General features: G+C 41.8%; 14 protein-coding genes. 7 read left to right on the forward strand and 7 right to left on the reverse strand.

What is annotated here, in order from left to right:
- Positions 1-169 precede the first annotated feature (169 nt).
- Positions 170-2,134 (forward strand): heavy metal translocating P-type ATPase, encoded by a 1,965-nt coding sequence (locus tag WA1_RS13155; RefSeq protein ID WP_017745211.1) that lies wholly within the window; start codon positions 170-172, stop codon positions 2,132-2,134.
- Positions 2,135-2,306: 172 nt separating this feature from the next.
- Here the strand turns inward: WA1_RS13155 and rpsU are convergent, their stop codons facing one another.
- The 4 genes from rpsU to mnmG all read right to left on the reverse strand — a co-directional run bounded on the left by rpsU (position 2,307) and on the right by mnmG (position 6,882).
- Positions 2,307-2,516 carry a 30S ribosomal protein S21 gene (rpsU, locus tag WA1_RS13160; protein WP_017745212.1) on the reverse strand — a complete coding sequence of 70 codons (210 nt, stop codon included), beginning with the start codon at positions 2,514-2,516 and terminating at the stop codon, positions 2,307-2,309.
- A 244-nt stretch (positions 2,517-2,760) separates the two neighbouring features.
- On the reverse strand, positions 2,761-3,054 hold the full coding sequence (locus tag WA1_RS13165) for an RNA recognition motif domain-containing protein (RefSeq protein WP_017745213.1): 294 nt from the start codon (positions 3,052-3,054) through the stop codon (positions 2,761-2,763).
- A 254-nt stretch (positions 3,055-3,308) separates the two neighbouring features.
- Entirely contained in the window at positions 3,309-4,649 is a 1,341-nt protein-coding gene (locus tag WA1_RS13170; protein ID WP_017745214.1) for a hypothetical protein, read from the reverse strand.
- Positions 4,650-4,956: 307 nt separating this feature from the next.
- Positions 4,957-6,882: a tRNA uridine-5-carboxymethylaminomethyl(34) synthesis enzyme MnmG gene (gene mnmG / locus WA1_RS13175; protein WP_017745215.1), complete on the reverse strand. Its 1,926-nt coding sequence runs from the start codon at positions 6,880-6,882 to the stop codon at positions 4,957-4,959.
- Here mnmG and WA1_RS59695 point away from each other — a divergent pair.
- The 3 genes from WA1_RS59695 (at position 6,881) to WA1_RS13185 (ending at position 9,589) form a co-directional block, all read left to right on the forward strand.
- Positions 6,881-7,006 (forward strand): hypothetical protein, encoded by a 126-nt coding sequence (locus tag WA1_RS59695; protein WP_017745216.1) that lies wholly within the window; start codon positions 6,881-6,883, stop codon positions 7,004-7,006. The genes mnmG and WA1_RS59695 overlap by 2 nt on opposite strands.
- 119 nt (positions 7,007-7,125) lie before the next feature.
- A complete protein-coding gene (locus WA1_RS13180; protein WP_017745217.1) occupies positions 7,126-8,001 on the forward strand; it encodes a D-alanyl-D-alanine carboxypeptidase family protein in 876 nt (291 codons plus the stop codon).
- A 484-nt stretch (positions 8,002-8,485) separates the two neighbouring features.
- The gene (locus WA1_RS13185) at positions 8,486-9,589 is read left to right on the forward strand and encodes a hypothetical protein (RefSeq protein WP_017745218.1); all 1,104 of its coding nucleotides are present in this window, start codon (positions 8,486-8,488) and stop codon (positions 9,587-9,589) included.
- Positions 9,590-9,616: 27 nt separating this feature from the next.
- On the opposite strand, the gene WA1_RS13190 is transcribed toward WA1_RS13185, so the two are convergent.
- Positions 9,617-12,697 (reverse strand): response regulator, encoded by a 3,081-nt coding sequence (locus tag WA1_RS13190; RefSeq protein ID WP_017745219.1) that lies wholly within the window; start codon positions 12,695-12,697, stop codon positions 9,617-9,619.
- 307 nt (positions 12,698-13,004) lie between these two features.
- On the opposite strand from WA1_RS13190, the gene WA1_RS13195 reads away from it, so the two are divergent.
- Both WA1_RS13195 and WA1_RS13200 read left to right on the forward strand, forming a co-directional pair.
- Positions 13,005-13,568 (forward strand): TIGR04376 family protein, encoded by a 564-nt coding sequence (locus WA1_RS13195; protein ID WP_017745220.1) that lies wholly within the window; start codon positions 13,005-13,007, stop codon positions 13,566-13,568.
- Between the two features lie 401 nt (positions 13,569-13,969).
- Complete coding sequence (locus WA1_RS13200; protein WP_017745221.1) at positions 13,970-14,296, forward strand: hypothetical protein; 327 nt, start codon at positions 13,970-13,972, stop codon at positions 14,294-14,296.
- Positions 14,297-14,378: 82 nt separating this feature from the next.
- On the opposite strand, the gene WA1_RS13205 is transcribed toward WA1_RS13200, so the two are convergent.
- The gene (locus WA1_RS13205; RefSeq protein WP_017745222.1) at positions 14,379-14,696 is read right to left on the reverse strand and encodes an RNA recognition motif domain-containing protein; all 318 of its coding nucleotides are present in this window, start codon (positions 14,694-14,696) and stop codon (positions 14,379-14,381) included.
- 566 nt (positions 14,697-15,262) lie between these two features.
- Between WA1_RS13205 and WA1_RS13210 the strand changes: the two genes are divergently transcribed.
- Positions 15,263-16,288 carry an AraC family transcriptional regulator gene (locus WA1_RS13210; protein ID WP_017745224.1) on the forward strand — a complete coding sequence of 342 codons (1,026 nt, stop codon included), beginning with the start codon at positions 15,263-15,265 and terminating at the stop codon, positions 16,286-16,288.
- Between the two features lie 29 nt (positions 16,289-16,317).
- Here WA1_RS13210 and WA1_RS13215 read toward each other — a convergent pair whose 3' ends face one another.
- Positions 16,318-19,539: a response regulator gene (locus tag WA1_RS13215; RefSeq protein ID WP_017745225.1), complete on the reverse strand. Its 3,222-nt coding sequence runs from the start codon at positions 19,537-19,539 to the stop codon at positions 16,318-16,320.
- Between the last annotated feature and the right edge of the window lie 121 nt (positions 19,540-19,660).

A 19,660-nucleotide genomic window follows, 5' to 3' on the forward strand; every position in this document is an offset into this window, starting at 1 on the left:
AGGAATTGCTCACTCTACGCTCATAAATAATCTTCACAGCACCGAAGGGAGTTTCTCAATCCAAAATCCAAAATCTAAAATCCAAAATGCTATGATTCCACAGATTGGGATTGACATTGACATTAATGTTAAGGTTTAGCGTGAGAGAGTCTATGTGGATTTCACTCTCATGCTTTACCCCCAGCGTTTAACCGAACTGACCAGGAAACATACAGATACCCTACCTGCAATCCTTTGCGGAGTCTTGTTATTTTTCGGATGGTTCGCCCTGCATCTCGGCTTTTTGGGATGGGCGTTGTTGCTGCTACCTGCAGCATATGTCATCGGTGGTTACGAAAGTGCGAAGGAAGGACTGACGACTCTTATTAAAGAAAAGGAACTTGATGTCGATTTACTGATGATTGTGGCAGCATTAGGTGCTGCTGCTCTGGGATTATGGCAAAGAGAGTATCACTTAATTATTGATGGAGCCGTCTTAATTCTGATCTTTGCCATTAGTGGTGCTTTAGAAAGCTATGCTATGCGACGAACAGAACGAAGCATTAAAAGTTTGATGAAGCTCGCTCAAGATACAGCAACTGTTTTGCGTTTTGGCAAAGAAGAAGTGGTTTCCATCAACCAGTTAAAGGTGGGAGATGAAATTATTGTCAAACCAGGAGAGATTGTTCCTACTGACGCATTGATAGTTTCTGGCTACAGTACTCTCAATCAAGCAGCTATTACGGGTGAGTCGATACCTATAGAGAAGACGGTGGGAGATGAAGTCTTTGCGGGTACACTCAACGGTTATGGTGGGCTGAAACTCCAAGTCCACCAACCACCTGAAAGTAGTTTGATTCAGCGCGTGATTCGTTTGGTAGAACAAGCACAAGACTCAGCGCCCCCTTCCCAACAATTTGTTGAGGGATTTGAACGGGGATATGCAAGGTTTATTGTCATAGCTGGATTGTTGCTAGCTATTTTGCCACCATTTATCTGGGGCTGGAATTGGGAAATTACCATTTATCGTGCTCTGACTTTTCTCGTTGTCGCTTCTCCCTGTGCATTGATGGCAGCAATTATGCCTACTTTGCTTTCTGGAATCGCTAATGGAGCAAGACAAGGTATTTTGTTTAAAAATGGTGCTCAATTAGAAATGATTAGTAAAGTCAGAGCGATCGCTTTTGACAAAACTGGTACGCTTACAACGGGACAAGTACAAGTGTCTCAGGTTATGCCTGCTCGTGAATACTCGGAAGCTGATGTCTTAAAAATAGCTGCATCTGTAGAAGCCTATTCCGAACACCCTATTGGAGAAGCGATTGTACAAGCAGCAAAAGAGTTAGATTGGTTACGTGCAACTGAGGTGAGAGCTATTCCCGGAAAGGGAATCGTGGGGATATTGAAGCCCTTATATGGGGCGGGGTTAGAATCTCAAGCGATCGTCGGGAAAGAAAAGTTTATACACCAGTATGTGTCTGACTTACCTAATGAATTGCAAGAATTAGCTCGCATTTCAGAGCAAGAAGGGAAAACAGTGGTTTGGGTAGCAATGGTTCCTACGATGAGTGTTTCCCCCACTCCCTCCCAACCCAAAATTATTGGTGCGATCGCAATTGCAGATGAAGTCAGATCGGAAGCAGCAACAGCAATTTCCCGTTTGAGAAAGCTAGGAGTTGAACAAATCGTCATGTTAACTGGTGACAACGAAGCGACTGCACGCAGTGTCGCTCGAGCAGTTGGAATTGACCAAATCCATGCAGAATTACTCCCAGAAGATAAACTCCACATTATTCGCCGTCTTCAACAAGAGTATCAGACAGTGGCAATGGTAGGGGATGGCATCAACGATGCACCAGCTTTAGCTCAAGCATCTGTAGGTATTGCCATGGGGAAAGTAGGTACAGATGTAGCTTTGGAAACCGCAGATATTGTGTTAATGGCAGATAGGTTAGAGAAGATTGAAGTCGCAATCCGTTTGGGTAAAAGAGCGCAGGCAATAGTTCGACAGAATATTGCGATCGCTCTTACGTCCATTGCCTTGCTCTTAGTTGGCAACTTTTTGGGAAGCATCAACTTACCCATTGGCGTGATAGGACATGAAGGTTCTACTGTAATTGTTACCTTAAGTGGTTTACGGTTGCTGAGAAAGTGACACCATTTTGGATTTTAGATTTTAGATTTTGGATTGAGAAAATCATGTCTAGACTTGATTTCGGCTAACTATCTGTCTGGGATGAAGGATAAAGGATGAAAAAAATTGGACACAAAACTCTCTAGTTTTCTCTGATGTCCACTTCACACTTCATCCTTCATACTTTATCCTTCTAGGTTTCTTTACTACTAGACTGATAGCGGTTACGGCGGCGGCGTTGATTGCGTAAAGCTTCCGCTTTGCGTTTCCGCTTTTCGATAGGTGTTTCAAAGTGTCTTTTTTTCCGTAAATCCGGCAAAATTCCTGCTTTGGAAACTTGTCGCTTAAATCGACGTAGGGCTGAATCGATCCCTTCTGTTTCTCCCAGGATGACTTGAGTCATTGGTTCTCCTATACCATTGTCTAACTTCGCGGTTTGAGTGATGGCGAGTTACTTAATTCGCCAGATAATAGAGCCAAATAGGCATTGAGTTGACCTCTCAGCCCCAATCTATAATAAAATTTTTTATGACCAGTCACGGATACCGTACTTCCACCATTATTATATTTAATGAAAAAAAGAAATTGATTCATTATTCATCAATCATCTGGTCACTGGTCACTGGTCACTGGTCACTGGTCAGATGTTAATAACGACTGCGGAAATTGTTCCGGTTACCACCAAAAGGTTTCTTCTCTTCACGCGGTCTTGCTTTATTAACTTTCAGGTCACGCCCCATCCATTCAGCACCGTCAAGACCTTCGATCGCTGCTGTTTCTTCAGCTTCGCTTGACATTTCTACAAATCCAAAGCCGCGCCGCCGACCGGTTTCGCGATCGGTAGGAATTTGAACGTCTTTGACTGTTCCATATTCTGCAAACACCTCTTTCAAGTCATCTGGTGTAACTTCGTAGGAAAGGTTGCCTACATAAATTGACATGATTGTCTCCAAAATCATCAAGTTGTAAAGAGCAATATTTCGGAGACAAGGCTGTAAAAATCAAGAGGGCAAAGCCTGTAAATTCTAATAACAAACATTGCAACCGAAATGACACTCGCTTATTAGCCTAGCATAAACTAAAACTTACAAAGGTCACATGGAGTGCTAAAATAAAACCAAAAATCAGACCCCCCAAACCCAACATCTGCACAAAATGCTTGGGGGATCGTGTTTTTTCTGTTTCATGACAACGACTAGAATGTTTGCCCAGCATAAATCGAGCGAACTTCACCGTTACGGCGAATGACAGCTTCTCCGTTGGCAACTTCCACAAGTGTCCAACCACTATAACCGATTGCTTCACCGACTTCAATGCGTTTAGTCACACCATTAATTTTAAATAAAGCGGCAGATTTGTTGCCTAATTCCATCAAACCTTCTAAAGTATGAGCACCAACAGCAGCATTTGGAGCAGAGACAGTTGCTACGATTTCTTGCTCTGCAATTGGGGCAGTAGCTGCGGGTAATTTTGATGGTGCAACGTTAGAGGGAGTGACAGATAGTATAGGTAAAGCAGGCTTTGAAACTTGTTGTACGGTGACTGGGTTTGTTTGTATTGCTACAGGCTTAATGTCATTGCGTACAGCTGCAAGAGCCGTGACAGTCATGGGCTTGGCAGCTAAGTGCGTTTTGATTGCGGCTGTTTTTACAGGTGCGGGTTTAGAAGCATAACCTAAAGTCTTTTTAGGATATGTTGCAACTGGCACTTGTGGCAAGGATCTCAGATTGGCAAGCATAGGTGAGGGTACATAGCGCATGGGCTGTGGCGCTTGGTACACCGGAATGTAAATTCGCTCGACAATAGTGGTTGAGCGACTGGGGGCTTTGTAAGTGTTATTAGCCGTAACAGGTATTGGCAAATTACCACCCAGGGGTTGATAAGCAATGTTTGTTTGGTTAGATGGAATTGCAGCAATTGTCGCTGGTTTGGTAGACCTAAGATTGCTCTTTGCTTCCTGTCTCTCAATCGCTGACAGCGCCCCTAGCATATAGCGAACCAAATCTTCTTCAACTTGTGCTCTTGTCGGTAACTTCGGCTGAACTTGCTGCGGCAATAGACTTTTCTGAAGGGATGTGGAAACCAAACGGTTGACTAACCCAGAGTTTAACATCCAAACCAAACTCGCGATCGCAGCACCTACACCAACTCCCAACCACAGCATGATGCTGAGCAGGTGACGGGATTTTTGTTGGCTGGGTTTATTAACTGGTTGGTGTGTAGCTGTAGCACCCACGACTACAGTACTGAGTGGGTTATGCCTAACTTTAGGAATAGGTTGTTGTGTCGGTTGGTTTTGTCTCTCTTGAAAGACAATTTGTGGTACTGTAATTGTTTGTACTCGGTGTGTATGCCCTCCATGCTGAACCGTTTGGCTCTGAAGAGTTTCTTGACCATACAAAATGTTGTCGATTTCAGCAAAGAGTTCATCCATCAAGCCATCAGCGTAGGTCTCGATTGACCAAGGCTGTTCGCTGACTATTAAATCTTCTGATGGTTCTGGAAGTATAAGATAAGTACTAGCTTTTTCTGACATGGCTATTTTTAATTGTGATTAGTGATTAGTGGTTAGTGGTTAGTAGTTAGTGGTTAGTGGTTAGTGGTTAGTGGTTAGTGGTAATTACTTTGACTGGTAAGCATTTTCCTACTAACAACCAACTACTATCTACTAACAACTAACAACCAACTACTAACAACTAACAACCACTCAACTTTAATCTGAATTGATGATGCCTATTAAATCATGCCGTTTATCATATCAGCCTCCATAATTTCACCAAAGTTTTCAGAAAATCTAAACGATGAAGGATGACAGTGACCAGTGACCAGTGACCAGTGACCAGTTAATTCGCTAATACTGACAACTCACTTTTGTTTTTATTTTTACGTATTTCTAAGTAGATTAGCAAGGCATTGACATCAGCTGGATTGACGCCGCCAATACGTGCGGCTTGACCGATTGTCAGGGGTTTGACTTTGTTGAGTTTTTCCCGTGCTTCTTTGGAAAGCGTCTCAATGGCATCATAATCCAAATCTGCGGGTAACTGGCGATGCGCCTGACGAGCAATTTGGTCGATTTGAGTTTGCTGTCTGTGCAGATAACCGGAATACTTGATGTCAATCTCCACCCCTTCTTGTTCGCTGCGATCGAGATTGGAGTTTGCCAAAGAGTGCCTGTTAAGATCTACGTAGTGGAATCCCGGACGGCGCAACAAATCTGCTAAGGTTATGGAACCTTTGATTGCTTGACCGATTGCTTCTGCGATCGCCCGCCCGATTTCATCGTGTTCTTTCACCCGTGTTGCATACAACCGTTCTTTTTCTGCTGCTATGTTCGCTTGCTTGCGAGTAAACAGATCCCAACGACGGTCATCAATCAAGCCAATTTCCCGTCCTAAGGGAGTCAACCTCTGGTCTGCATTATCGGACCGCAGTACTAATCTATACTCAGAACGACTCGTGAGCATCCGGTAAGGTTCCCGTAAATCCTTAGTACACAGATCGTCTACGAGTGTACCGATGTAACTTTGTTCTCGTGGAAAAACAATCATATCCTGACCGCGAACAAAGCGAGCTGCATTAATTCCTGCGACTAATCCCTGAGATGCTGCTTCTTCATAACCTGTTGTTCCGTTAACTTGTCCGGCACAGAACAGTCCTTCGATCTTCTTCGTCATCAATGTAGGATAACACTGAGTGGCAGGTATATAATCATACTCAACAGCATAAGCTGGGCGAAGCATGGTACAGTTTTCCAAACCGGGAAGACTGCGTAACATTTGCAGTTGTAAATTTTCCGGTAGCCCCGTGGAAAATCCTTGAATGTAAAGTTCGGGAATATCCCGTCCTTCTGGTTCAATAAAGATTTGGTGGCTTTCTTTGTCAGCAAAGCGCACAATTTTATCTTCAATACTGGGACAATAACGAGGTCCCTTAGCATCCACCCAACCCCCATAAACAGGTGACAGGTGCAAATTTTCCCGAATCAAGCGATGGGTTTCGGCTGTGGTGCGGGTAATATAACACGGTATCTGTTCCCGTCTTACCCATGCTTGTGGGTCAAAGCTGAACCACCGAACGTCTTCATCTCCAGGCTGGGGTGCCATCTTACTAAAATCGACTGACCGCTTATCCACTCGTGCAGGAGTTCCTGTTTTCAATCGTCCTGTTTCAAATCCCAGACGATTGAGGGTTTCTGTCAAACCTTCGGCTGGAAATTCTCCTGCGCGTCCGGCTGCCATGGATTTGTTACCAACCCAAATCCGTCCTCCCAAGAACGTACCTGTCGTCAAAATCACCGCTTTGCATTGGAAGGTAACACCAAAGTAAGTCTGAAGACCAATGACTTCATCATTAGCACCCAAGACTAAATCTGTGACCATAGCTTCACGAATCGTCAAGTTCTCCTGGTTTTCAACGATCCCCTTCATCACTGCAGCGTATTCTCTTTTATCTGTCTGAGCGCGTAATGCCCAAACTGCGGGTCCTCGTGAAGAGTTGAGAATGCGCTTTTGCAGATAAGTTCTGTCTGCCATTTTGCCAAGTTCCCCACCCAAGGCATCCACCTCATGAGTCAACTGGGATTTTGCCGGACCACCAACTGCTGGGTTGCAGGGCTGCCAAGCAATTTTATCTAAGTTGAGGGTTAACAGCAGGGTGCGACAGCCAAGGCGTGCGGTCGCAAGGGCTGCTTCGCAACCGGAGTGACCGGCACCGACAACAATAACGTCAAAAGCGTCTTGGAATTCAATGGAAGTGTGCAGGGTCATGGACTTAACAGAGCAGCAAGAACTCATACCTATTCTAGCTGTTATCAACAGTTCTGTTGATTATTGGTATTTGAGCTTAAAAGTCTCTCAATTCCGACAAGCGCTCTTTCGTAATATATATTAAGAAGGGGTTGCCAGACGTAGCTGTTGTTTACTCACGCAGTGTCTTCTTTTTCAAAAAATTTAGTCCGTTAATTACGCAAGAACCACTTTATTTGTGACGCAAGTTCAACATTATTCTAAATGAAGCGAAGTATAAAAAATTTAGCCTTTATCGCTATAATTACTTTCCTAGCTTGTACTCTGGTTGCAAGTCATGGAATTAACCGATATCAGTTGCGTGCAAGCCGTCAGTCTATAGAAAGTTGTGCGATCGCACCATCAAGCGATCCCAGAGAGCAGAAGCAATCTTGTCCAAATGCTCCTCCACTCAAGGTATCTCCTACCATTGTCCCTCCGCCTACTCCCAATCTCAGCTTGCCTGAAAAAGATCGGTTTTTAGCGCTAGTAACATATAAGTTGCCAACACTTCCTACACCCAATACATATGAATACACCTTATTACGTGCATATGGTGCTGCATTCGTAATTCAAGAAGCAGGGATTAAACTTCCGTCAAAAGTGGTATTTACAAGCGAGCAAGAAACCAAACAGTTTCAATCTAATCTGAACATGAGTAAAGTAAACAATACCAATAACTGTTATTTACAAAAATCAGCAGCAGATGCTTTAAACAGAGCAAGAGCAGAAGTACACATTTCTTTAAAATCTGGTTACGGCGCGAGTGATTGTACTCGCAGTTTTGCCACCAATTTAAGATTTTGGAACAAATATGCCACTGCCACAACTTTACAACGAGTGCGACAGGGTGCAGAAACAAATATTCTTGGTGTTGTTGCGCCACCTGGATCGTCACAGCATCTTTGGGGATTGGCGATCGACTTAGGTGTTAGTAATGCCTTCCAAGAATACACTTTAAATCAAAATGGTTGGTTTCGGACAGTAGAAAAAGATTCACCTCATTGGACTTATCTTGGTTTGCCTCCAGAAAAGTTAGCTGAGTTTGGTTTTATGAATAAAGTGGTTGGGGGCGTCGCCTATTGGTTGACACCCCTCTAACCGGATTCAGTTTGTGAGAAATCCGGGCTTTGATATTAAACCGCAACAGATAGTTCTTTGCGTGGCTTACTTTGACGTCAAAGCTATGCTGGTTAAGCAGCATACCCTGTTTTTTACTTTTTTTTGGTTAAGTCCCACTAGAGAAGCCGTTCTGAAGCGCTAAGTAAAAATTCTTGTTTTTTCTCAAAAATTGTATTTAAGTATACAAAAAATCTGAGAAAAGACAGAAAACTTAACAGGAAAATGATTCTTTTGACAGATAACGATTTTCATAAATAAAAATGACATTAATGACAGTTATGTTATTAGCTGGACATAAATAGATGTATAAAAGTTCTAATGTCTGTACAAAATGACATTTCTCAGAAGCGGAACTAAAGTTGATGGTTACTGTACTATCAAAAATGAATTGCTAGGCTAGGGTGTTTTTCTCAAAAGAGTAATGTGGCATAGCTTCTAAAAAACTTTTCGATTTACTGAATTTATGTTGTTATCCGTTAACATTTCCAAAACACCTTCATCTGAGTGCTTACTCAAGCATTGGGCAGAGCGTTATACAGTAGACGTATCTTCTCTCTCCAAAAATCCTAAATTTTATGGAGAATTGGTAAAAGCCGCTTGGCCAGAAGCTCGAGCCCTAACTACAGCTAAATTATTGAAGACTGTACTAGAGCGCACAAGTTATCGGGCAGTAATACAGGCAAAATCTCTCTACGAATATATTCCTGACATGATTGATTTTCAAGCGGAGCAGCGAATCTCTCAGTTTGCCTACAAAGTTTATCAAACGTTACTATCCTTTTACCAACAACAGTCTGGTATTGCTGTCACTCCTAGAGTCAAACAAATGACTTCAGGTAGTACTGAGGAAGTGGCTCTTGTGTTATCGACAATACCAAGCATAGAAAAGCTGGTTAATGAACTAGAACAATTGTTACTAAAATATCAGGATCAACACTTAATAACAAAAGATGGGCGTGTGCTTGGCTTTCTGACAACGCTGTTTAATTTCACTAACCAGTTACTGATTAATCAGTTGACACCAGTTGAGAAAGTGCTGCTGTGTCCCTACTTTAAGTTCCTTGAAGAACAAGTTGCTGTCCCTTGGCAGCGAGTCTGTGCCGCAGCCGCTCAGCATCCGCTAGGTTCACCAGCTTTAGCTCTAGTTGAGCAAATGTTCCCTATAGCGAATGAGATTAGTTCAGTAGTTTACTGCCGATTGTTACAATTATTACCCAATCATCATAGCTTAAGAGGCTCCTTAGGTCATCCAGAGGTAGCTCACTCTTGTCTTCGGGACTTAGATATGTTCCAGGCTTACTTATGGTTATGCGTGTTAGAGGAGAGTCTCAAACCTATAGAACAGGAACTAGTGCCTTTATGTGTGATGGTTATGCCGAGTGTGGGAGTGGAATGGGAAATGACGAATCAATGGAAAAGGCAATTAGTAGATGAAATAGAAAACCGCGTACAGCCGGAACAAAAGCCCCTTTTGCTGAATTACACTCAAGGTATGGAGTCAGCATTCTTTGCAGCGCGTCAGCGTCTAGGTCACCCTAGTGACATAGTAATCTATGTACCAGAGTAAGAAGGTTAGAGTTTTTGCTTTAGAAACCTAATCCCTGTCATGATTTTCCTCAACATAAGCCGGAGTGACATTGGCGATTATATCCAAACGAAAGCTTTCCACCAATCTGCTCAAAGTCTGAGCAAGAGACGAATGTTCTTCCGGAATTTCTTGAATAAGATTCAGAACAATAACATCATCCACAGCCATTGCTGCCCAATGCAGCCTTTTCACCCATTCCAAAGGCATAACCTTAAGAGCATCTTGTGCTAAATGCAAAGGCTGTGATAATAACTGATGTGAATTAAGTTGATTTTCTTCTGCATAGATATATTTCACACCTAAATATATTGCTATCTTTTCAAAAAGTATTTCTTCACGCAAAGGTTTAGGTATGAAATCATCACAACCTGCTTCTAATACCATCGATCTTTCCTCAGAAAAAGCATGAGCAGTGAGGGCAATAATTACAGTTGCTTGACCTTTTAAAGTAGCTTTAATCCTTTTGGTTGCTTCATATCCATCCATCACTGGCATTAGCATATCCATACAAATTAGATGTGGTTGCCATTGTTGCCAGACAGCAACTGCTTCTACTCCGTTCACTGCTGAACGCACTTCAAAACCAACTGACTCTAAAAGCCGAACGAGTAAAAGGCGGTTTTCTTCTACATCTTCCACAACTAGGATACGATACTGTGGTTGATTGGGTTGCAAAGTTATAACTCGTTTAGGCTTTGATGATTCAAGTAGATCCGTTTTCTGTGGTAAGCTGACTCGAATATTAAATCGAAAAATAGACCCTTCACCTGGGATACTCGTGACCAAAATATCTCCCCCCATCAGGCGTACAAATTGCTGACTGATTGGTAAACCCAAGCCAGTGCCTTCCATTGATTGACGACCTGTAGATGCTTGAACAAAGGGATCGAATATGGTCTGGAGTTCATCGGTGGCAATTCCATAACCCGTATCACGAATTTCAAAGATGAGGGATTGTGGATTTTGGATTGTGGATTTTGGATTTTGGATTGTGGATTGAAGATCGGATTCTGATACTTCCCCCTTGTCCCCAGTCTCTTGTCCCCAGTTCCTTGTCCCCAATCTCACGTGCAGCGTTACATTACCGTTTTGCGTAAATTTAATGGCATTTTCTAGTAAATTAATTAGAACTTGACGTAATTTACCTTCATCAGCAACAACATATCGAGGAACATCTGACAAACCTTCAAAGACAAGTTTTAATCCTTTCGCAGAAGCTTTAAGTTGCAGCATTTCTTTGATTGATTCAATAACCCAATGTAAATCAAATCTGTGTTCGTTAAGCGTAACTTTACCTGCCTCAATTTTGGACATTTCTAAAACATCATTAATGAGTGCTAATAAATGTTCTCCACTGCGATTAATAATTTCTAGATTTTTTAGGTGCTGTGAAGGTAAAGTATTTTCCCGAATCATGATCTGCGTAAAGCCGAGAATAGCATTGAGGGGAGTCCGCAATTCATGACTCATTTTTGCCAAAAATTGGCTTTTTGCACGGTTGGCAACTTCAGCTTGTTTTGCGGCGGCTTCTAGCGCTGAGTGAGAAAAGTCTAACACTGCCAGCATCAGTGTGTTCTTGAGTTCCTGTGCGGCGTCAATTTCCACTTGTTGCCAAGGTAAGGACTTCTCTCGAACAGTTTCTTTCCATAGTTCAAAAGATTTACGCGGTGATAGCCTGACGTTTCCGTGACTTTCAATGACCACGGGTTTATTGGGATTTCCTCCCCAGTTGACTGTGTGAATGACTTCCGGTCTAAACCAGAGTATGTGATAAGATGTCTGGTAAAGCAGAATAGAAATAGCAAGCAAGCCACTCGCAGTATCTTTAAAATCCTTTGCTAGTGGATAAATTTCAGAGAGATTATTTGTAAAAACAACTTCTTCTCTGTAAGTATTTATCAGCCAATTTAATAGATTTTGTACAGATTCTCTGGGTGGAGTTTTACCAATTAAGATTAATTCTTGACCTAAAGAAATTGCGGCTCCTGTTGCTCTAACTAAATCTAACAATCTCTGACTATTTCTCTGTAAAATTTGTCCAATTTCTTGAAGATGTTCCGAAACTTCTTGTTTTATTTGTTGTTGAAGTATCTGAATTTGTTGATGATAGCGTTCGATTGCCTCATTTTGCTTTTTTACTAGATAGACAGACATTAATTGTCCAATAAATTCACAATAATAACGGGTTTTGGAATCTATATACTTGGGTGAGGAGTGATGACAAACTATCATACCCCAAAGGTATTTTTCATTGACTAATGAAATGCATATAGAAGCTCCAACACCCATATTTTGACAGTATTCTCTATGTATGGGAGAAACACTTCTCAACAAAGAACCACTCAAGTCAAGAGGAGCATTGGTGAGAGGATTAAGAGCAGGTATAATTTCAACTGGTTGGTAGTTCAGATCGACAATGAGTCGCAACCAATTATCATAATAAAGTTTCCTTGCCTGTTTGGGAATGTCTGAAGCAGGATAATGTAAATCTAAGTAAGGTTCTAATCCTTCTTGTTTGTCTTCAGCAATCACAACTCCAGTACCGTCGAGTTCAAACCGATAAATCATGACTCTGTCATATCCGGTTATTCTCCTGATTTCCTTCACAATAAATTCTGTGGCTTCCTGGAAATCAGCAGCTTTTTTAATTTTTGAAATTGATGCTTTGACTTGATGATAAAAACTGAGTTCTCCTCTTTCTATAGAAGACATAGGTGGTTCAAGTTCTAAGATTAAACCCCCATCATTACGATGAAGCATCCCATCAAAGACTAAAACTTTGTTCTCGACTTCAACTAATAATCTTAAAGGATTAAAGACTTCTGCTTCAGCTTGAGAAATACAATTTTTTAAAATTTCTATTTGAGCAGGAGGAAATAAAATAGGTAAGTTTTGGTTAATTAATGATTCAGCAGGAATTTGGAAAAAGTTAGCTATATTATGACTGACTTGTAAAATTTTCAGTTCGGGTTCTTGTAAAACGAGAAGAAGACCATGAGGCTGAATTGAGCCTGGAATATGAATAGCTTCGCGATCGCAGTTTGTTAAATCTACCTCTTGTGTATTGACAAAGTTTATTATATCCATATTCTAAAATCTTAAGTTATGTCGAAACATAGGGGTTTGTAAATTATATAGTTTATTCTTAAAAATGTTTCTTGAGCTATAAAAACCATAGGAGCAATAGCAATAGTAAAATTACTGAATTCGATAGATTTTATTGCTAATGTTTTATGCGGTCACATCAATAATCTAAAACTCCTGTTTCTGAGGAAATCCGTCATCTACTTAGAGAAGTATATTTGAACGCAGTAGCAAGACTGACACAACCTGTTGTTCTCTCTGGACAAAAATTACTACAATAGAGAAACAACTAACCTCTGGAGTTCTAGCAGTGGGCTTATTTGATGACCTGAGTAGGTTTCTGGAAAACCGTTTAGAAGAATTCTTGCGAAACAATCCGCACTTGGAGTTAGAAGCGCTACTCGAGCAACTGCGGGAGCAAGAGGAAGATACGTTAAAATTGATTGCAGATTTACAATTGCAGGAAAAGCGATCGCAAGACGATGTTTTGTCCACTGCCCAAGAAATTCAAAAGTGGCATATCCGGGTAGAAAAGGCAAGAACTGCCAACAGACAAGATTTGGTAGCTGCAGCCCAACAGAGAGAAGCCGCCTTACTGCGTGAGGGAAACCAGCTGTGGGGACAAATGCAAGGGGTGAAAGAACGGATTACCCAAGCAAAGGAACTACTGAAAAAAATTCAACAGAGGCGACAGGAAGTACAAGCCAAAGCTACTGAAGCCCAAACAGCGCGTGCTGCTCAACAGAAATTGGAAACCGCAGGCTGGAATTCTACTAGTAGTTATTCTAGTAGCTATGATGACCTAGAAGAAAAATTCCGCCGTTGGGAAACCCAAGACGAGTTGGAACAGATGAAACGGAATATGGGGAAGTGAATTTCTCTGTAACGGTAAAGCGATTTCGGTTAGGGATTTCCAAGAAATAAACTATCCATCTTGTGGGGTGGGCGTCAAGACCCGCCGATCTGTAACGGGCGAGACGCCCGTCCCACAAGAGGCTCCTTTAAAGAGTAAATTGCTTTTCTGAGCATTAATGATAAAAATATTTTATATATTTAACTTATGTTAACTTAATCGTTATTTTGTTAACGATGCACGTTAGTGTACGCTTCCTTATTTTATAAATATGTTAAATATTCTATATCTAGTGCAGGTAGGCAGAAATGACTATGCAGTTGAAAAATCTCACTTCGGAGCTTATAAAATAAGCTTTAGTGCCTTTTGTCCTCAGCATAGCTTGCCTTTTTGTACTGGGTTAACATTATCCCAGAACGTTAATGCTTGATTTAAACAGCTTAGCTGAGCTTTCCCGTGTCAATTGTGTCAGTCTTTGTGCATTTCTAGTACCAGCTAACTTAGTTGCCACAATCGTTACGATGGTTCTAATTGCACTCGGTCGCTCACCACATCAAATATGGCGATCCGCAGCAGTTGCCAGTTTTCTCGCGTTAATCATGGTATTGCACGTATATACTTGGTTTGCAGTTGGTATCGTCATGGCTCCCACTTATATTTTGTTATTGCTAGCACTCTCTTGTTTACTAACCAATCTAGGGGCTATTCTCTTTCAACGACACTTTATAACAGTGACCAGTGACCAGTGACCAAGTGAAAATTCTATCAAAAAAGGCAGGCTTTTTGCCTGCCACAACGACTTTACAGTTATTTAATTCTTATTCTCAAATTTTAGTAGCGTCTGGAGTAACCACCACTGGTGTTTCCACGTCTACCGCCGCCACCACCATATGAAGAACCTCTGTCTTCACGTGGCTTAGCTTTGTTAACCTTTAGGTTACGACCCATCCATTCAGCCCCATCAAGTGATTCAATTGCTGTTGTTTCTTCTGCATCTGTTCCCATATCTACAAAGGCAAAACCTCTAACACGACCTGTTTCCCGATCTACGGGTAGTTGGACTCTTTTCACTGTTCCATATTCTGAAAAAACATGCCTAAGATCGTTCTCCTGAACTTCATAGGATAAATTACCGACGTAAATTGACATAAAACATCTCCTGAATCGATTGGCGCTGAGAGTTAGATTCGGAGATTACGCTTGTAAGTACCATGAGACAAACTGCAAAACCGAATATAAATCCTGTGAATTAAGAATAACACAACTTGGTAGTGATATTGTCATCGTTTGAAAAAATTGTAAAAATCGCTTAAAGTTAGGGACGACTAAAAGCTATTCTTATTAACAGTTACCAGTGACCAGTGACGAATTCATCGACCTACTTGAAAGTCACGAATTTGAATCATGAATCGGTTTATTTTCTTTCAGAAATGAGTCATAGTGTAAGCATTATATACGCGACCAGGGAGTAAGTATCTTTACTCAATACCTGGTCACTGGTCACTGGTCACTGGTCACTGGTTACTGGTCACTGGTCACTGGTCACTCGATTAACAATGGTTTCGGGTTGTTGAGCGACGATTAACTGGTTAGGTTGGGTTTGAATATTTTTCAGTTCCATCATAGCAAAAACTCCTTTGGGTTAAAATTGTGTTTGAATCTTTGTGTTACCGTGACAGATGCATTGCTGCTTGGCTATATTTCAAGAATGTGACATGATCAAAGAAGCTACTTTCTCTGTTTACCTCACCCGCAGCATTGTGCAATATGCAGTTGCAAAATATGGAGTCGATGCAAATAGCTTATGTGCGGCGGCGGGGATCGAAACTACCCTGCTGAACCAACCTGACGAGAGAATTCCAGGCGTGCTTCACAGTGCTGTGTGGCGAGAAGCGATTCAGCGTACAGGGGATGCAAATCTTGGGTTACACTTGGGTGAAGTTTTTAATCTGGCAGCGTTTGGCATTGTTGGCTATGTGGTGGTGAATTGTCAAACACTTGAGCAAGTTTTGGAAAAGCTTTCGCGATATACCCATTTGTTTAGCCAAGGTGTGTACATTCACTTTTCTGTATCTGAAGGGTTGGTGTTTTGCGACTGCGATATTGCGGATGACTTAAAAAACTACTTATTAAGTGAACCTCGGCAAGCAATTGAAAGTACTTTTTCATCTTTGCTGACAGCAACAAGAGTGTTGACAGGAAAACAGCTTCGTCTTCAAGCTGTTTGGTTTGGATATCCACGCCCTGTTCATACTTCCGAACACGATCGCATCTTTCAGACAAGTCCACAATTTTCAATGCCTACAAATCGTCTCATCTTTGATGCTAATTGCTTGAATTGGTCTGTTTTATCAGCTAACCTAAACCTTTTATCAGTCTTCGAGCAGCATGCAGAGGCAATGCTCAATACAATGGTTCACCAGGATAGCTATACTCGACAAGTGGTACAAGCGATCGCGCAACATCTGAAAGGGGAACTACCATCAATCAAAGCGATCGCTCACTCTCTAGCAATAAGTGTCCGCCAGTTGCAGCGAGAATTGCAAGCTGAAGGGAAATCTTACCAACAAATTCTTGACGAAACGCGCAAGGAATTAGCTTTGCGACATTTAAAGAACCCAAATACTCCAATTTATGATATAGCCTTTTTGTTAGGGTTTTCTGAACCGAGCGCTTTTAACCGAGCATTTAAGCGTTGGACGGGGCAAACCCCACGGAATTATCGTCAGGACTTACAATAGAAGGGCAGAAGATAGAAGGGAAGAAAAGTTCATTTATTTAACTGTTTATCGACAAGTTGCAAGATTTCTTTGAATTGATAGTTACGAGTTAGCTGTTTCAACTCAGTTATCAGAGATGTGTACTGTTTTGGAATTTGTTGAATGAGAAGAAAAACTTCATCATCGTCACACAAGAGTGCTGCTTGATGTAAATCGGCAATCCAAGTTGGAGACATGACCGATAGATTCTCAGCTGTTAATGAAACACAGGTAGATGGTTGTTCTTGTCTATGGATACTCGAAGATGACTCCTCATCATTAGCATAGATAAACTTCACTCCCAAATATTCTTCCATCTTGGCAAACAATTCGCTTTCTTGGAAAGGTTTGCGAATGAAGTCATTACATCCGGCTTGGATGGCAAGGATGCGATCGCTCGTTAATGCCTGAGCTGATAGAGCAATCACGATCGTCGATTGACCTTCCGCAGTAGAACGAATCTGCTGTGTTACTTCATACCCGTCCATTCCTGGCATCTGAATGTCCATCCAAATTAAATGGGGATGCCACTCTTGCCAAAGTCGGATACTTTCTTCTCCATCTTTGGCTCCTTGCACCTCAAACCCCATTTGAGTTAGCAACTTAAACAGTAGGTAACGGTTTTCTGGCTGGTCATCTACTACTAAAATTCGGTAAGATGGCTGTCCATCCGCCAGTCCGATGGCTCGACGCTGAGGTGACGATGTTGGCACGTCTGATGCTTTTGCCAACTGAACTTGAACCTCAACACTAAAAGTACTGCCCTGACCGGAAGTACTGGCTACTGTGATGGTACCACCCATTAAAGATGCATATCTGAGGCTAATTGTCAATCCCAGCCCCGTCCCTTCTGGCGACGCTCTGCCGGAATCGGTTTGAGTAAAGGCATCAAAGATAGTATCAAGTTCGTGTGATGCAATTCCAACCCCCGTATCTTCAACAGTGAACAGAAGAGTGTCAAGAAGCGGAGGTGTAGAGTTCTCCCGATCTGCCTGATTTTGCCCTTGTTTTGTTCCTCTGGTTGCTGTCAGAGTGACGCTACCTTTTGTAGTGAATTTGATAGCATTGCCCAGTAAATTTATCAAGATTTGGCGCAGTTTGTTAGCATCAGTTGTGATAAATTGTGGTAGATCTGAAGCAAGGTGAAGGTAAAGTTGCAAGCCTTTGGCATCAGCTCGCTGACGAAACATACTGTGTAAAGAAGACAGTAAGGTATGAAGGTCAAAACTACTTTCGTCTAACGTGATTCGTCCGGCTTCGATTTTTGATAAATCGAGAACATCATTGATGATGCTCAGCAAGTGCTTACCACTGCGATGAATAATCTGTAAGTTTTCTTGCTGTTCTGGCGTTAGGTGTGAGTCATGGCTCATAACCTGAGCAAAGCCTAAAATGATATTCAAGGGTGTCCGGAGTTCGTGACTCATGTTTGCGAGGAAAATACTTTTTGCTTTGTTTGCTACTTCTGCGGCTTCCTTTGCGTGTTGCAGTTCAACCTCAGTTTGTTTGCGATCGTTGATATCTCGATGCGTTCCCGACATCCGCAAGGGGTTCCCATTTTCATCCCAAGCAACGACTTTGCCGTAGTCTGCAATCCATTTCCATTCTCCAGATTTGCTTCGGAGTCGATAGTCAAACCCATAGCGAACTGAAAAATCTTTCAGGTGCGCCTCTAAGATTTCTTTTACCCAAACCATATCCTCAGGATGAACCAATAGTTCCCATGTACTGAAACCTTGGGAAAGTTCACTGGCATCGTAGCCCAGCATTTCAAAGTACTGAGGGCTGAAGTAGATTTCACCTGTGCTAAGATTCCAGTCCCATAACCCATCGCCCGATGCTTCGAGTGCCAGTTTCAATCGTTCTTCGCTAAGTTGCAATTCCGATGTTCGTTCGCGGACTCGTCTTTCTAATTCGGCATTTGTCTGTTGCAGTGCTAGTAATGAGGTTTGCAGTTGAGTTGCCATATCTCTAAATGAGTCTGCCAGTTCTCCCACTTCATCTTCTCGATATATAGTCACTGGATAATGAAAATCTCCATGAGCAACTTTCTTGAGTGCTGCATTCAAATTTTTTAAAGGACGGGTTATCCAATTAGATGTGAAGACGCCAATAGCTGTAGCAGAAAAAGCGGCTGCTACACATAACAATATAGTAGTATGTGTATGATCATTGATTTGTGCCATAAAATCTGACTCTGGCACTACAATAACAATTACCCAATCCAGTCCAAGTTTATCTTTATAAGGAATAACTTGCAAAAACTGGCGATGGTTGTGACTCCAAAAGCTCAATTGCTGACTTTTTTGAAAAAATTTGAAACTCCCAAACTTTGCTTGCAAATATTGGCTTGTTGCTTGAATCAAAGCGTCATGACTATCAGTTGCTTGGATACGCTCTAACTTGACACTTCCATTTTGCTGTTTGAAGGTAATTGAGTGTTGATTGCTTGAACTTCCTACCAAAAGTCCGTTGCGTTCAACAATAAAAACTTTTCCTGTTTGACCAATCTTTACAGTGGCTAAAAATTTCCGAAAGAAGGACAGATCGCAGGCAGTAGAGAAGACACCAAGCAGTTTCTTCGTTTTTGGCTTGTAGATGGGATAGTTGGCATTGAGAGACATATCCGAATTATCGGCAAGCACAAAAATTGGACTCCAAACGGGCTTTCCCACCGCAATGGCTGTTTGATACCAAGGTCGTTCTTTTAACTGAAATTGTCGAATTGTTGTTATACGACTGAGTTTTTTTCCGTGACTGTCTACAGCATCGTAATAAACTAAGCTAGGGTTAGAAAGGTCGGAACTCAACACGCTCAGTTGGGGGTTCCGATTGGCAACAATGAAATCGCCCCGTGGCGTACCTAGGATTATATGGCTGACAGTTTCAAATTGCGTGAGTTGGCTAAAAAGATAACGTTCTAACTCCGGGCGATTTTGTAAATCTATATATCCCAAACGAACAGCATCAGCATTTATACGGTTGATTTGCGGTGGGGTTGCTAAATAGTTTTTGAGGTACAAGTTGACGCGATCTCCCACCTCTGTCATCAACTGATTTGCCATCTCATCAACTGCTTGTTGCCCATTTTTAAAGGATAGATAGCCAACTAACGCGGTTGCAGTAATAATCTGTAACACGAATGGAACAATGAGCACCCAACTCAGGGAAAGATGATGACCTACACTGAGTTTAACATCCTGAGTATGAGAGGTTGGGGGTTGGTAGCTCATTGTTTTTGATCTAGCTAGTTGAACAATTCATCTAGAATAACCAATACTATAACTATTGCGCCTCCTTAACTACTTGAGTCATGCTGTCAATCAGTTCATGTATGCCATCATCTCCTGGTTG

Origin of the sequence: Scytonema hofmannii PCC 7110 (assembly GCF_000346485.2) — a bacterium.
In the GTDB taxonomy this organism is placed as follows: domain Bacteria; phylum Cyanobacteriota; class Cyanobacteriia; order Cyanobacteriales; family Nostocaceae; genus Scytonema; species Scytonema hofmannii.